General features: G+C 59.6%; 16 protein-coding genes. 5 read left to right on the plus strand and 11 right to left on the minus strand.

Features of this window, described 5'->3' with window-relative positions; all coding sequences use genetic code 11:
• The 5 genes from SIC14_RS15440 to SIC14_RS15460 all read right to left on the minus strand — a co-directional run bounded on the left by SIC14_RS15440 (position 1) and on the right by SIC14_RS15460 (position 3,935).
• The gene (locus tag SIC14_RS15440; RefSeq protein ID WP_412562803.1) at positions 1-378 is read right to left on the minus strand and encodes a hypothetical protein; all 378 of its coding nucleotides are present in this window, start codon (positions 376-378) and stop codon (positions 1-3) included.
• The gene (locus SIC14_RS15445; RefSeq protein WP_412562804.1) at positions 375-1,769 is read right to left on the minus strand and encodes a pyruvate dehydrogenase complex E1 component subunit beta; all 1,395 of its coding nucleotides are present in this window, start codon (positions 1,767-1,769) and stop codon (positions 375-377) included. The genes SIC14_RS15440 and SIC14_RS15445 overlap by 4 nt, the downstream gene beginning before the upstream one ends.
• Before the next feature lie 20 nt (positions 1,770-1,789).
• Positions 1,790-2,779 (minus strand): pyruvate dehydrogenase (acetyl-transferring) E1 component subunit alpha, encoded by a 990-nt coding sequence (gene pdhA, locus SIC14_RS15450; protein WP_412562805.1) that lies wholly within the window; start codon positions 2,777-2,779, stop codon positions 1,790-1,792.
• A gap of 162 nt (positions 2,780-2,941) precedes the next feature.
• The gene (locus SIC14_RS15455; protein ID WP_412562806.1) at positions 2,942-3,241 is read right to left on the minus strand and encodes an FtsB family cell division protein; all 300 of its coding nucleotides are present in this window, start codon (positions 3,239-3,241) and stop codon (positions 2,942-2,944) included.
• A gap of 187 nt (positions 3,242-3,428) precedes the next feature.
• Positions 3,429-3,935, minus strand: coding sequence for an N-acetyltransferase family protein (locus SIC14_RS15460; RefSeq protein ID WP_412562807.1), 507 nt, complete (start codon positions 3,933-3,935; stop codon positions 3,429-3,431).
• Positions 3,936-4,282: 347 nt separating this feature from the next.
• On the opposite strand from SIC14_RS15460, the gene SIC14_RS15465 reads away from it, so the two are divergent.
• Complete coding sequence (locus SIC14_RS15465) at positions 4,283-4,834, plus strand: hypothetical protein (RefSeq protein ID WP_412562808.1); 552 nt, start codon at positions 4,283-4,285, stop codon at positions 4,832-4,834.
• Positions 4,835-4,963: 129 nt separating this feature from the next.
• Here SIC14_RS15465 and SIC14_RS15470 read toward each other — a convergent pair whose 3' ends face one another.
• Together SIC14_RS15470 and SIC14_RS15475 are read right to left on the minus strand one after the other, a co-directional pair.
• Positions 4,964-5,857, minus strand: coding sequence for a fructose bisphosphate aldolase (locus SIC14_RS15470; protein ID WP_412562809.1), 894 nt, complete (start codon positions 5,855-5,857; stop codon positions 4,964-4,966).
• 386 nt (positions 5,858-6,243) lie between these two features.
• Entirely contained in the window at positions 6,244-7,422 is a 1,179-nt protein-coding gene (locus SIC14_RS15475) for a phosphoglycerate kinase (protein WP_412562810.1), read from the minus strand.
• Between the two features lie 137 nt (positions 7,423-7,559).
• Here SIC14_RS15475 and SIC14_RS15480 point away from each other — a divergent pair, with 137 nt between their 5' ends.
• The 3 genes from SIC14_RS15480 to SIC14_RS15490 all read left to right on the plus strand — a co-directional run bounded on the left by SIC14_RS15480 (position 7,560) and on the right by SIC14_RS15490 (position 9,533).
• Positions 7,560-8,066 (plus strand): peptidylprolyl isomerase, encoded by a 507-nt coding sequence (locus tag SIC14_RS15480; protein ID WP_412562811.1) that lies wholly within the window; start codon positions 7,560-7,562, stop codon positions 8,064-8,066.
• Entirely contained in the window at positions 8,059-8,607 is a 549-nt protein-coding gene (locus SIC14_RS15485; RefSeq protein WP_412562812.1) for a peptidylprolyl isomerase, read from the plus strand. Before SIC14_RS15480 ends, SIC14_RS15485 begins: the two co-directional genes overlap by 8 nt.
• Positions 8,608-8,741: 134 nt before the next feature.
• Positions 8,742-9,533 carry a purine-nucleoside phosphorylase gene (locus SIC14_RS15490; protein WP_412562813.1) on the plus strand — a complete coding sequence of 264 codons (792 nt, stop codon included), beginning with the start codon at positions 8,742-8,744 and terminating at the stop codon, positions 9,531-9,533.
• A 31-nt stretch (positions 9,534-9,564) separates the two neighbouring features.
• Here SIC14_RS15490 and SIC14_RS15495 read toward each other — a convergent pair whose 3' ends face one another.
• The 3 genes from SIC14_RS15495 to SIC14_RS15505 form a co-directional block, all read right to left on the minus strand.
• The gene (locus SIC14_RS15495) at positions 9,565-9,924 is read right to left on the minus strand and encodes a GFA family protein (RefSeq protein ID WP_412562814.1); all 360 of its coding nucleotides are present in this window, start codon (positions 9,922-9,924) and stop codon (positions 9,565-9,567) included.
• A 19-nt stretch (positions 9,925-9,943) separates the two neighbouring features.
• A complete protein-coding gene (locus SIC14_RS15500; RefSeq protein ID WP_412562815.1) occupies positions 9,944-10,576 on the minus strand; it encodes an MAPEG family protein in 633 nt (210 codons plus the stop codon).
• A 90-nt stretch (positions 10,577-10,666) separates the two neighbouring features.
• Positions 10,667-11,197 (minus strand): hypothetical protein, encoded by a 531-nt coding sequence (locus SIC14_RS15505; protein ID WP_412562816.1) that lies wholly within the window; start codon positions 11,195-11,197, stop codon positions 10,667-10,669.
• A 173-nt stretch (positions 11,198-11,370) separates the two neighbouring features.
• Between SIC14_RS15505 and SIC14_RS15510 the strand changes: the two genes are divergently transcribed.
• A complete protein-coding gene (locus tag SIC14_RS15510) occupies positions 11,371-12,348 on the plus strand; it encodes a DUF3179 domain-containing protein (RefSeq protein ID WP_412562817.1) in 978 nt (325 codons plus the stop codon).
• A gap of 148 nt (positions 12,349-12,496) precedes the next feature.
• Here SIC14_RS15510 and SIC14_RS15515 read toward each other — a convergent pair whose 3' ends face one another.
• Complete coding sequence (locus SIC14_RS15515; protein ID WP_412562818.1) at positions 12,497-12,922, minus strand: hypothetical protein; 426 nt, start codon at positions 12,920-12,922, stop codon at positions 12,497-12,499.
• Between the last annotated feature and the right edge of the window lie 124 nt (positions 12,923-13,046).

Here is a 13,046-nt window from a genome sequence, read left to right on the forward strand (position 1 = left end):
TCAGTTCACTCCCTCTGTTGCGCAGGACGGCGATTTAAACCGGGCGCAGTGAGTTTGGATTTCCACAACCTGACCGTCTGTCAGCTTGAGATATACGGGACCGGCAGCAATCCCATCGCTGCCTTTTACGAAGTCGAAAACGTCCAAGCTCTTCAGGCGACTTACAGCATCTGCCTGTGACAGGCTTAGCCAATGTGGCTCAACCATAGCCTTAAGAACATCACTCTCATGGCGCAGATCATCAATGACGGCCTGCCGGTATGTTTGCGAAATGCCTTGATCCAGGACGTTGTACCCTGCGTTGAGCAGAACGGCGCAGCCCACAACGAGGCCGCCAACGGCGCTTCCCGATATGAAGCTGCGCCAATTCATGTTCACCGATAGGTCACTTGTTTCACAGCGGCGATCACCTCATCGGTGGTGATCAGCGCGTGGCGTTCCAGGTTCGCGGCGTAGGGCATGGGCACGTCCTTGCCGGTGCAGTTGATCACCGGGGCGTCCAGGTAATCAAAGGCGCGTTCCATGATGGTGGCCGAGAGGTGGTTGCCGATGGAGGCGACCGGGAAGCCCTCTTCGATGGTGACGCAGCGGTTGGTTTTCATGACCGAGTTCAGCACGGTGTCATAATCGATCGGGCGCAGGGTACGCAGGTCGATGACCTCGGCCGAGATGCCTTCCTCGGCCAGTTTGTCAGCCGCTTCCAGCGCGTATTGCATGCCGATGCCGAAGCTCACAAGCGTCACATCCGTGCCTTCGCGCCAGATGCGGGCCTTGCCGAAGGGCACGGTGAAATCATCCATATCCGGCACGTCAAACGAGCGACCGTAGAGGATTTCGTTTTCCAGGAAGATCACCGGGTTGTTGTCACGGATGGCGGTCTTCATCAGACCTTTGGCATCCGAGGCCGAATAGGGCATCGCAACTTTCAGGCCGGGGATCTGCGCATACCATGCGGCGTAGTCATGGCTGTGCTGGGCACCGACGCGGGCGGCGGCGCCGTTCGGGCCACGGAAGACCATGGGCGCACCCATCTGGCCGCCGGACATATAAAGCGTCTTGGCGGCGGAGTTGATGATCTGGTCAATCGCCTGCATGGCGAAGTTGAAGGTCATGAACTCGACAATCGGACGAAGGCCGCCGAAGGCCGCGCCGGTGGCGATGCCGGCAAAGCCGTGTTCGGTGATCGGCGTGTCGATGATGCGTTTGCTGCCAAACTCGTCCAGGAGGCCCTGCGAGACCTTATACGCGCCCTGATATTCGGCAACTTCTTCGCCCATCAGGAAGACGTTTTCATCACCGCGCATTTCTTCGGCCATGGCGTCACGGATGGCTTCGCGCACGGTCTGTTGTTTCATCGGGGTGCCTTCGGGCCAATCCGGGGTCAGATCTGCCGGAGCAGCCACCGGGGCTGCCACTGGGGTTGCCGGGGTGGTTGCCACCGGTGCCGGGGCGGCTGTGGGGGCCGGAGCTGTTGCCGGTGCGGCCTCAGCTGCGGGGGCAGGGGCGGCGATGTCATCGACGCTTTCGCCTTCTTCGATCAGCACGGCGATCGGGGTGTTCACGGCGACACCTTCGGTGCCTTCCGCGATCAGGATCTTGCCGATGATGCCTTCGTCTACCGCTTCAAACTCCATCGTTGCCTTATCGGTTTCGATCTCGGCCATGATGTCGCCGGAGTTTACGGTGTCGCCTTCTTTGACCAGCCATTTGGCCAGGGTGCCTTCCTCCATGGTGGGGGACAGGGCGGGCATGAGAATTTCGGTTGCCATTGTCAGTGTCTCCTCGGGGATCAGGCGTAAATGTCGGTCCAGAGCTCTTCGAGCGCCGGTTCCGGGCTTTCTTTGGCGAAATCAGCGGATTCATTCACGATCGCTTTGATTTCTTTATCAATCGCCTTCAGATCATCCTCAGTGGCGTGTTTGCCGGTCAGCAGCAGGTCACGCACCTGTTCAATCGGGTCACGCTCGTCGCGCATTTTCTGCACTTCCTCGCGGGTCCGGTATTTTGCCGGATCCGACATGGAGTGGCCGCGGTAGCGGTAGGTTTTGACCTCAAGGATATAGGGGCCTTTGCCAGCGCGGCAGTGGGCGACGGCTTTCTCGGAGGCGGCTTTCACGGCCAGCACATCCATGCCGTCGACAATTTCACCGGGGATGCCGAAGGGGGCGCCGCGGGTGTAGATGTCCTCGGTCGAGGTCGAGCGGTTCTGGGCGGTGCCCATGGCGTACTGGTTGTTCTCGATCACGAAGATCACCGGCAGGTCCCACAGGGCGGCCATGTTGAAGGTCTCATAGACCTGGCCCTGGTTGGCAGCGCCGTCGCCGAAGTAGGCGAAGGTGACATTGTCATTGCCGCGATATTTGTCAGAGAAGGCAAGGCCCGCCCCCAGCGGCACCTGTGCGCCAACGATGCCGTGGCCACCGTAGAAATGTTTCTCTTTCGAGAACATGTGCATGGAGCCGCCTTTGCCTTTGGAGTAACCGCCTTCGCGGCCCGTCAGCTCGGCCATGACGCCGTTGGGGTCCATGCCACAGGCCAGCATGTGACCGTGGTCGCGGTAAGAGGTGATGCGTTTGTCGCCCTCTTTGGTGGCGGCTTCAAGGCCAACAACAACCGCTTCCTGACCGATATAGAGGTGGCAGAAACCGCCGATCAGACCCATGCCGTAGAGCTGGCCCGCCTTTTCCTCGAATCGCCGGATCAACAACATGTCCCGGTAGTATGATTTCAGTTCCTCGGCGGAAACGTTTGATTTGGCTTGGGTTTTCTTAGCGGCCATGCGGCAACATCCTCCCGGTAGCAAATATAGTTTAGCGTTAAACTATTCTATACAGCAAACGAATGCGCAGGGCGAGACAAAAGTGCGCAGCGTGCGATCGCCAATGTGACGCAGGGGAAGTCTTGTCAGAAATGGCGAGGGGGATCACTGCGCGGTGGCAGGTTAGCGGATCACCATCTCATCAGTGCGGATCATGCCCAGCACGGAACGCGCCTGCTGGTCCAGCAGGTCCAGATCCAGATAGCTGTCGGAAAGACGGCGGGTGAGGTTTTCCATCCGGTCCACCTCGGCCTGCAGCTGGGCCAGCTCGCGGGTGAAGCCCTGCGCCTCGGCCTGGATTTCAGCACGGCGAAAGACCCCGTAGCCGCCTTGAACGGCCGCAAAGGTGAAATAGGCCCCCAGCAAAAATGCCAGTGCGAAATAGGCCCAAGCCCCCAATGTGCGTCTTTTGCTGCGGTGCATCTGCTTGCCTCAAATATGCCGATCTGCGCGGCTTTGCCTCTTAACGGGCGATGCAAGGACTATGCCACAGGTGATTCGCCATGTGAATCCCCCTAACCAAAAGAGAGTGCGGTTTTCTGGGGATAACTTCCTGTTGTGTCACATTTTTACGGCAGTGGGCCGATGTGGTCGCTGGATAGGAGAGGGATCAGGGTTGCGGCCTGTCGTCGAGGCACAATTGCAGGAAGATCAGCTCCAGCCAGTCGCCGAATTTCTGCCCAACCTGCGGCATGCAGGCGGTGATCTGGAAGCCAAGGCTTTCGTGCAGTTTGAGCGAGGCGTCATTACCCGCAGTCACAGCGGCGACCATCATATGCAGCCCGTCGGCCTTGGCCTGGTCGATCAAGGCTTGCATCAGTTTGCGGCCCAGCCCCTTGCCGCGTTGACCGGCGCGCACGTAGACCGAATGTTCCACCGTTTCGCGAAACCCGTGGAAGGGGCGCCAGGGGCCGTAGCTGGCGTAGCCAAGGATGAGGCCGTCTTCTTCGGCCACCAAAACCGGAAAACCATCGCCTTGCCGTTGTACCACCCAGGCGGCGCGGTTTTCGGCATCGACCAAGGTTTCGTTCAGGATGGCGACGGTGTTTTCCACGGCGTGGTTATAGATCTCGGCCAGCCCTTGGGCGTCGGCGGCGGTGGCGGTGCGGATGATCATCGGGGCCTCTTGTCTGACGTGCGCCCAGTTCTGCGAGAAGTGCAGCGGATGTCAATTGGCGGCGTTGCGATCTGAGGTGCAAAGGGTTGTGGTGTGGGGCGCTTTGCAGGGTTATCCGGAAGTTTATCCAACCTGATCAATCAACCCTTTGTGCGCGCGCTTGCCTCACCCAATCGCCGTGCCTTGGGGGCAGCCCGGCGACGCGCGGCGGCCTGTTGGTCTTTTCCCACCCGCCGCTGCAAAAAGGGCGCCGACTTGAGGGTCTCTGCCACGGTCCGAGGCTTCTCGGTGGAAGAACGATGACGACCATCATTATCAGCTAAGATTTCAATCTCATACATACGTATGTGATTAAGGCTGTCCTTAAGCCTTCTGAGCAATGCTGGGTTGTTTGGTCAAAATGGGATCCAATTGAAAGGTCCAAATTCAAAGCCCTAAAACATCCAAAGATAGTGTTCACAATTGGCTTAACTACATTGAAGTGTTTGTACGAAGAGACGAAAGAAGGTCATAAGTACATGAAAATTCAATCAGTAGCCACTTTGTTTGCGGTTGCGCTTGCGGTTGCGGGATGCGCACAGTCGACCGTTCAGCAATTGAGCCAATCATCATTTAAAGTGTCTACCACTGCTGCGCCAGCATGTGGTCCTCAGGGCGCGCGAAATGTCGCTTTCAAAACAGCCGCGGTAGAAGTTATTAGAAAAGGTGGAGACCTATTCATCATTGAAGGTGACAATGCCAACTACGATGGTTGGTCTGGAATACACTCACAAGGCATGGTTGTTCGCATTATCAAACGCGGATCGTCGGGAGCTTCGGACGCTTTGTCAGCGCGACAGGTTCTTGGTGCCGATTGGCAATCCATTGTTGCCGAAGGGGTGCCAGACACCTGCACTTAAAGCTTGCCCCATTTTCTGGGAGCGTTAGCATTTATGACCATTTGAAATTGATTCAACTGGTCGTATTCCAAGCTGAAACCAAAAAGGCGCCCCACCTGGAGGCGCCTTTTCTTTCGATATGACTGTGGTTTAGCCCGCCACGGAGGCGTCGTAGATCGACTGCACCGAGGTGTTCAGCGTGGCGTCGAAGGCGGTTTCGTCCTGCTGGGCCGAGAGGCCTTCGGTCAGGGCGCGCGAGAAAGAAGCGATCATGCCGGTGTTCTGCGACAGGCGGGTGTTGGCCTCGGTCCGGTCATAGCCGCCCGACAGCGCCACAACGCGCAGCACGCGGGGGTGATCGACCAGCGACTGATAAGCGTTGGCGGCTTCCGGCAGGGTCAGTTTCAGCATCACATGCTGGTTGTCTTCCAGCGCGTCCAGCTGTTTGGTGATTTCGGCGCGCAGGATCTCTTCGGCGGCGGCCTTGTCATCGATGGAGATAGTCACCTCGGGCTCGATGATGGGCATCAGGCCGGCGGCGATAATCTGTTTGCCGATCTCAAACTGCTGGGCCACCACATCCGCGATGCCCTGCGGCGAGGCGGCGTTGATGACCGAGCGCATTTTGGTGCCGTAGATGCCTTTGGACACGGCTTTGGCCAGCAGCGCGTCCAGGTCCGGCATCGGTTTCAGCATCTGCACGCCGTTGGCTTCGTCATCGAGACCTTTGTCGACCTTGAGGAAAGGCACCACCTGGCAGTCTTCCCACAGGTAGGTGGCGGTCGGTTTGCCGTCGATGTCCCCGTCCATGGTGCGTTCAAACAGGATCGCGCCCAGGACCCGGTCGCCGGTGAAGGCAGGGGATTTGATGATGCGGGCGCGCATATTGTGGATCAGGCCAAACATCTCTTCGTCGGAGCCGTAGGCGTCTGCTTCGACACCGTAGAGGCGCAGGGCCTTTGGGGTGGAGCCGCCGCTTTGGTCCAGGGCCGCGATGAAGCCGTTGCCGGTGCCGATGAGTTCGCTTTGGGTCTGGTTGGTCATATCAGGGTCCTGCGTATGAATGCGTGTTCAAGGAGAGGAGAAGATCCGCTTAACTGATCCAATAATTCACCTGCGGGGGGCTGGCAATTCTGGTGGCGCTAACGGCCTGCATGTTTGCGCTAAGTTTTTTCACGTGAGCGTTAACAATGGGTTAGCGGGTGGAAAATCCCTCTGACGGTTCCCGGAATTTCACCGGATCATCATGTGGCTGTTACGGATATGCTGCCTGCGCAGTGGCAGGGGTGATCCGATATTGGTATCTCCGGTGTGTAACCAATACTAAGCTGAGGTCAAGGTGTTGGTCTGACCAAGCGAACAGATCAGAACAAAAACGCGCGCCCTTGGGAAAGGACGCGCGTTTGTTAGGCGGTTCGTATGTGGCGTGCTTAGCCTTCCAGTGCGGCCACACCGGGGAGGGTTTTGCCCTCCATCCATTCCAGGAAGGCGCCGCCTGCGGTGGAGATATAGGTGAAATCTGCGGCTGCCCCTGCTTGGTTAAGCGCGGCAACCGTGTCACCGCCGCCTGCGACCGAGATCAGCTGACCGGCTTTGGAAAGGGTGGCCGCTTTCTGGGCGGCGGCGTTGGTGGCGGTGTCGAAGGGCTCAATCTCAAACGCGCCGAGGGGGCCGTTCCAGATCAGGGTCTTGGCGCTGTCGAGGATTTCACCGATCCGCGCGACCGCTGTGGGACCGGCGTCGAGGATCATCTTGTCGGCGGGGCAGGCGTCATTGGCGACCACCTCATTGGCAGCTCCGGCGGCGAATTCTGCGGCGACCACCACATCGGCCGGCAGCACGATTTCGCAGCCCGCGGCCTTGGCTTTGGCCAGAATTTCCACCGCGGTGTCGGTCATATGGTGTTCACATAGCGATTTGCCCACGTCGATGCCCTGCGCCGCAAGGAAGGTGTTGGCCATGCCGCCGCCGATCACCAGATGGTCGACCTTGGCAACCAGATTGCCCAAAAGCTCCAGCTTGGTGGACACTTTGGCGCCGCCGACAACAGCGACCACAGGGCGGACCGGCTGGCCCAGCGCCCCTTCGAGGGCTTCCAACTCGGCCTGCATCAGGCGACCGGCGCAGGAGGGCAGGTGATGTGCAACGCCTTCGGTGGAGGCATGGGCGCGGTGCGCGGCCGAGAAGGCATCGTTGCAGTAGATATCGCCAAGCGAGGCGAGGAAACCGGCCATCTGCGGGTCGTTGGCCTCTTCCATCGGGGTGAAACGGGTGTTTTCCACCAGCACAATGGCATCCGCAGGCAGCGCGGCAAGGCTGTCACCGTCGGGACGTTCGACAAAAGTCACCGGCGCGCCAAAGGCCTGTTCCAGCGTCGGCACCAGCGGTTGCAGCGACATTTCGGGGACGTGTTTGCCTTTGGGGCGGCCAAAATGGGCCAGCAGGATCGGCTTGCCGCCTTTGGCACGGATATCGGTGATGGTGGGCACAATCCGCTCGATCCGGGTGGCATCGGTCACCTTGCCATCGGCCATCGGCACGTTGATGTCCACGCGCACCAAAACGCGTTTCCCGTTGAGATCCATGTCATCAAGGGTTTTCCAAGCCATAATCTGCTCTCCAAAGGAAAAAATGTCAGTGGTTGTGCGTGTCATCGCTTGTGCGGGCGCTCAGGTCAACCTCATGCTTGGCAATTGGCCGCAGGAGGCTTAGGTATCGGGGCAAGATGATTACAGAGGAGGCCCCAATGGCCGAGTATAAAGATCCTGAGAACACCATCCTGCTGGAACTGAAGGGTGGCACCGTTGTGATTGAGCTGCTGCCGGACGTTGCACCAAAGCATGCGGAACGCATGAAAGAGCTGGCGCGCGCTGGCAAATATGACAACGTGGCCTTCCACCGCGTGATCGACGGCTTCATGGCGCAGACCGGTGACGTGGAACACGCCAACATGGAAAGCGACTACAACCCCGGCCGCGCAGGCACCGGTGGTTCGGACCTGCCGGATCTGCCCGCAGAGTTTTCCAAGGTGCCGCACGCCCGTGGTTCGCTGGGCGCTGCCCGGTCGCAGAACCCGAACTCGGCCAACTCGCAGTTTTTCATCAACTTCAAGGACAATGACTTCCTGAACGGTCAGTACACCGTTTACGGTCAGGTGACCTCGGGGATGGAACATGTGGACGCGATTGTACGTGGCGAGCCGCCTGCGAACCCCGATCGCATGATCTCGATGAAGGTTGCTGCGGATGTATAAGTCGCTGGCAGCCGCACTGGTTCTGGCAGCAGGCCCTGTCGCCGCTGCCGGCATCAACATCGAGGTCGAAGGTGAGGCCAATGGCACCATCCAGATCGACCTGTTCGAGGATGTGGCCCCCGGCCATGTTGAACAGATCACCGCATTGGCGGCGGAAGGCTCCTATGATGGGATTGTCTTTCACCGCGTGATCGAAGGTTTCATGGCGCAAACTGGCGACGTGCAGTTTGGGTTTCTGGGCGGTGACATGCGGATGGCGGGCCGTGGCGGGTCGGATCGTCCCGACCTGAAGGCGGAGTTTTCCGACCTGAACTTCGACCGGGGTGTTGTGGGTATGGCGCGCAGCCAGAACCCGAACTCGGCCAATTCACAGTTCTTCATCATGTTCGCCCCGGCGCCGCATCTGAACGGTCAGTACACCATCGTGGGTGAAGTGACCGAAGGCATGGATGTGGTGGACGCCATCAAACGTGGCGCAGGTCGCAACGGCGAAGTTGTCGGCGCGCCGGATGTGATGAAAAAGGTCACTGTGACCGAGTGATTTCGGCACTGACAGTGTGATTTTGGCAAACGCCGCCTCTTTGGCCTTTACGTGAGGGCTTGGGGCGGCGTTTGTGTTTTGAGTATTTCTGGCAAGATGAAACGGGCGTTCTTAGGGATGTCACAGGGGGCGAGATGACAGCATTGGACGTTATTCGGGCGCGTGCACCGGAGGCGGCGCCGAAAGTGGGGTTTATTCTGGGATCGGGCCTTGGCGGGCTGGCGGATCATGTCGAGGGCGTCTCGATCGATTATGCGGATCTGCCGGGGTTTCCGCATGTGGGTGTGTCGGGCCATAAGGCGCAGCTGCATCTGGGGTGGTTTGAGGGCTGTGAGGTCGCCATCCTGGGCGGGCGCGAGCATCTTTATGAAAACGGCAATGCGGCGGCGATGCGCACACCTTTGGAGGTGCTGAAGGCGCTGGGGGTGGAGGTGTTGTTTCTGACCAATGCCTGCGGGTCCTTTCGCGCCGATATCCCGCCCGGGGATCTGATGCTGCTCAGCGATCACATCAACTATTCGGGCCGTTCGCCCTTGATTGGCGAAAAGACCGACAAGCGGTTTGTGAACCTGACCGAGGCCTATGATCCGGATCTGCGCGCAGAGTTGAGCGAGATTGCCACGGGGCAGGGGATCGACCTGAAGTCAGGGGTTTATGCCTGGTATTCCGGCCCCAACTTTGAAACCCCTGCCGAGATCCGGATGCTGAAGCTGCTGGGCGCTGATGCGGTGGGAATGTCCACAGTGCCCGAGGCCATTCTGGGGCGTTTTCTGGAGATGCGGGTCTGTGCCTTTTCCGTTGTGACCAATATGGCGGCCGGTCTGGGCAACGAACACATCAGCCATGACCACACCAAGGCCTCTGCCCCCATCGGGGCGGCGAAGCTGGAAAGGATCATTCGGGCGTTTCTGCGGGCGCGGGCCTGAGGCCTCGTTAATCCGGCCCAATTAATCTGGCCTAGTCAATAAAGCTCCAGCTGTCGGCACCGTCAAAGTGGCGGAGCGGGATCTTGGCGGCCTCGGCCAGATCGCAGAGGTTGAGGTTCACCGCCATATGGCCGGTGTCCGGCTCTGACATGTTTTCCCAATGGGTCGGGCAGCCACAGGTGGTGCAGCTGTGAAAGCCGATGTTTTTCTCATCGCGCAGGTAGCGGCGGGTGGCGCCTTCGGCCATGTGGAAGGTGATCTGATCGGCATTGGCATAAATCCAGGTGGCCCCCAAACGACGGCAGATCGAGCAGTTGCAGGTGACCGCCCGGTCGGCGGTTGCGTGGTAATCAAACCGAACGGCGCCGCAGTGGCAGGAACCTTGGAGCATGGCAGGGGATCCTTTGCAGTCAGAGAAAGAGGGTCAGAAGGGGCCAGATGGCCAGGCCGAACAGGCAGGTCAGGCTCAGCGACATGAACAGCCCGCGCCACCCCGCCCGCCCGGTGAGGAACGCCCCGGCATGGCCCAAACGCCCCAGGCCAAAGCCCAGCAGCCACAGTGCCGTCAGCCAAAACGGCGGGGACAGCAGCAGAAAGGGCAGGGCAAGAAAGGCGAAATAGACGGTGTTTTCGGTGGCGTTGCGGTGGGCATTGTGGTGGCGGGTGAGCTCGGTCTGGGCCGCTGGTGATACGGCTGCGGGATCAAGACCGCGCGCGGCGTATTCCTCGGGCGTGGCCTGCAGCCCGTGTTTCAGACGCAGCAGCTCCGTGGCTGTCATCAGCCAGATGTGATTGGCCAGCAAGAGCACACCGGCCAGGCCGAGCAGGTGCAGATGCGGGCGCTGCGGCAGCGCGACCTCTGCCGCAGAAGATGGGCCAACGACTGCCAGACCCGATATGGCCAGACCTGACATGGCCAGCCCCGATACGGCCAGCGCGATCAGGATCAGGCCAAACGGATAGGCCAGGATGAAACGGCGCGCCATCCTCTGACGTTTGGTGGGCGTGGCCGTTGGGCCAGCGGCGCGTGTGTGGGCGGGCATGGCGAAGGTCCAAATCTGTTTTAACAATAGATCTGACATAAGTATCGCGCCATGAGATGAAAGGGATCGGGGGGCGCGATGCGTTTTTTATCACTGCATGCGCATGGCCTTGGTGAACTCTTGCAAGGCGTCCTTTTGCTTGCCACTTAGCGTGCCGGAGCCGAATTTGGCAATCATCTGAAGGCTTTGAGCAACGGCGTTGAAATGATCCTGCCCTGAAAGTTTGTAGAGTTTGCGGGCCAGACGTGGCACCGCCTGCGCCGCGCCGCCACATTCGCCGACCAGCCAGCGGCCCAGAACAGCCAGTTCTTCGGCATCGTCATGGCTGACGTGCAGGTTTTCCCGCAGAGCGCTGATCATCGCGGTTTTCTGTTCCGCGGTTGGGTAGTCGTCCAGTTCCAGGAAGGCAACAACCACGGCGCCGGCCGCCACCAGCGGGTCGTCGATGGCCTCGGCGGGATGGGTGTTGTTGCGCCGCCTGAAACCGAAACGGCGTGCTGCAAGACGCACGTCGTTGGCAACATCCAGCAGCTCATGGGTCATTTCGGCGGCGTTGCGGGCGCGCAGGATCCAGAAATAGGCCGCACCGGCCACGGCCAGAAGGCCCAGGAGAAAGGGCATGAAAAACCTCTTTGAATAGAATCTGAGCCCACAATGTCGCGCAAACTGCAGGGCGCCAGACTTTGTGTAACACGGCGGTGCGCACTGCTGCTCACTGGTGCATCAAAATCACGTGGGGCGGGCTAGGCGGGGCGCGGGGGATCTGTCACGCTTACCTGCAGGAGGACGCCCCGATGAAACGCACGCTTTTGGCGCTTGCCACCACATTTGCCGCCACTTTTTCCGCTGCGCTGCCTGCCAGCGCCGATCCGAACTTCTGGCAATATGAATGGCCGGACACCGATTTCAGCCAGACCACGATTAAGAACTGGAAAGAGATCATGTCCGGCGGGCCGCCCAAAGATGGCATCCCGGCGGTGGATGATCCTCAGTTTCTGCGTCAGGCGGATGAGGCGGGGCTGGAGCCGCGCGAAAGTGTGATCACGGTGGCGCTGGAGGGGCAGCAGGCGCGGGCCTATCCGCTGCGCTATCTGATGTGGCATGAAATTGTGAACGATCGGATTGGCGATGTGCCGGTGGCGGTGACCTTCTGTCCCCTGTGCAACTCGGCCATTGTGTTTGACCGGCGCACCGCTGCGGGGGAGCTGTCTTTTGGGGTGTCGGGCAAGCTGCGCAATTCGGACATGGTGATGTATGACCGCGAAACCCAGAGCTGGTGGCAACAGGCGCTTGGCACCGGCATCGTGGGGCAGTTGACCGATGTAAAGCTGGTGGAACTGCCGGTCTGGATGGAAAGCTGGGCCGCTTTCCGGGAGGCCCATCCCGACGGGTTGGTTATGGCCGAGCCACCCTATCGCCGCGCCTATGGCATGAACCCCTATCAGAACTACGACAGTTCGCAGCGGCCGTTCCTCTATAGCGGCGAAAACCCACCCCATGGCGTGCCGCCGTTGATGCGGGTGGTGCGGGTTGGGGATGCTGCCTGGACCTTTGACCGGCTGCGGGCGGAAAAGGAAATCTCAGAAAACGGGGTGACGCTGACCTGGGTCGATGAACAATCCTCGGCGCTGGACACAGCCAATATCGGCGGCGGCAAATCCGTTGGGGCGATCCGGGTGCGCGATGGTGCGGGCAAGGATGTGGCCCATGACGTGATGTTCGCCTTTGCCTTCCATGCCTTCTGGCCTGAAGGGGACTGGATGGTGAACTAGCGCTGCTGCGAAACGCTGTATTTTGAGTATTTATGGATCGTTGAAAGGCGCTTTCATCTTGCCAGAAAACTCTGGGGGTGAGGCGCCTTGCGCCGAGGGGGCAACGCTCCCTTTTGCCTGAAAGGCCTAAAACACCGGTGGCCGGGGCTTAGTGGGTGGTTGCGTCGGCTTCGAGCGTCAGCAGGGCGGCGTCGAGCCAGCTGGCGGGCAAGTTGCCGCCGTTAGAGGCGATCATCGCGTTGATCAGCTCCGCGCCCCAATTGGTGGCGCCGGCGTATTCATTGCGCAGGGCCAGATAGTTCATGAACTCCGGCATCCGACTTTCTAAAGTGGTGCTGGGGCTGTCCTGCAGGGGGCGATAGCGGCGGGCGACGCGGACGTAATCCACCAAAGGGTCACCATCGCCACGGGTCATGGTCAGTTCGACAAAGACGCCGCCCTGCATGGTAAACCCCAATTCCTCCATCCGGGACATCAGCGCGGCGGTATAACTGCGCTCTTCGGTTGAAGTGGAGGCATGCACGGCGGTGACCGAAATTTCGGGAAGGGAGATTTTGAGCATATCGTTTGGCATGGCAAATCGCTGGCTTTGCTAGATTAAATCAATGAAGGCCAAAACGGCCGAGAAAACGGAAAACACAATCGAATAAGTTGAGACTATCATATTTTTGGCGAATTGAGAAGGTATATACAACCCA

The organism is Thalassobius sp. MITS945101 (assembly GCF_047123305.1).
Taxonomy (GTDB): Bacteria; Pseudomonadota; Alphaproteobacteria; order Rhodobacterales; family Rhodobacteraceae; genus Thalassobius.

Bases quoted from the DNA above. Each gene is read 5' to 3' on its own strand.
- SIC14_RS15475 (WP_412562810.1), bottom strand. From the start codon at position 7,422: ATGGCTTGGAAAACCCTTGATGACATGGATCTCAACGGGAAACGCGTT.
- SIC14_RS15480 (WP_412562811.1), top strand. From the start codon at position 7,560: ATGGCCGAGTATAAAGATCCTGAGAACACCATCCTGCTGGAACTGAAG.
- SIC14_RS15500 (WP_412562815.1), bottom strand. From the start codon at position 10,576: ATGCCCGCCCACACACGCGCCGCTGGCCCAACGGCCACGCCCACCAAA.
- SIC14_RS15510 (WP_412562817.1), top strand. From the start codon at position 11,371: ATGAAACGCACGCTTTTGGCGCTTGCCACCACATTTGCCGCCACTTTT.
- SIC14_RS15490 (WP_412562813.1), top strand. From the start codon at position 8,742: ATGACAGCATTGGACGTTATTCGGGCGCGTGCACCGGAGGCGGCGCCG.
- SIC14_RS15455 (WP_412562806.1), bottom strand. From the start codon at position 3,241: ATGCACCGCAGCAAAAGACGCACATTGGGGGCTTGGGCCTATTTCGCA.
- SIC14_RS15445 (WP_412562804.1), bottom strand. From the start codon at position 1,769: ATGGCAACCGAAATTCTCATGCCCGCCCTGTCCCCCACCATGGAGGAA.
- SIC14_RS15460 (WP_412562807.1), bottom strand. From the start codon at position 3,935: ATGATCATCCGCACCGCCACCGCCGCCGACGCCCAAGGGCTGGCCGAG.
- SIC14_RS15505 (WP_412562816.1), bottom strand. From the start codon at position 11,197: ATGCCCTTTCTCCTGGGCCTTCTGGCCGTGGCCGGTGCGGCCTATTTC.
- SIC14_RS15470 (WP_412562809.1), bottom strand. From the start codon at position 5,857: ATGACCAACCAGACCCAAAGCGAACTCATCGGCACCGGCAACGGCTTC.
- SIC14_RS15515 (WP_412562818.1), bottom strand. From the start codon at position 12,922: ATGCCAAACGATATGCTCAAAATCTCCCTTCCCGAAATTTCGGTCACC.
- SIC14_RS15485 (WP_412562812.1), top strand. From the start codon at position 8,059: ATGTATAAGTCGCTGGCAGCCGCACTGGTTCTGGCAGCAGGCCCTGTC.
- SIC14_RS15495 (WP_412562814.1), bottom strand. From the start codon at position 9,924: ATGCTCCAAGGTTCCTGCCACTGCGGCGCCGTTCGGTTTGATTACCAC.
- pdhA (WP_412562805.1), bottom strand. From the start codon at position 2,779: ATGGCCGCTAAGAAAACCCAAGCCAAATCAAACGTTTCCGCCGAGGAA.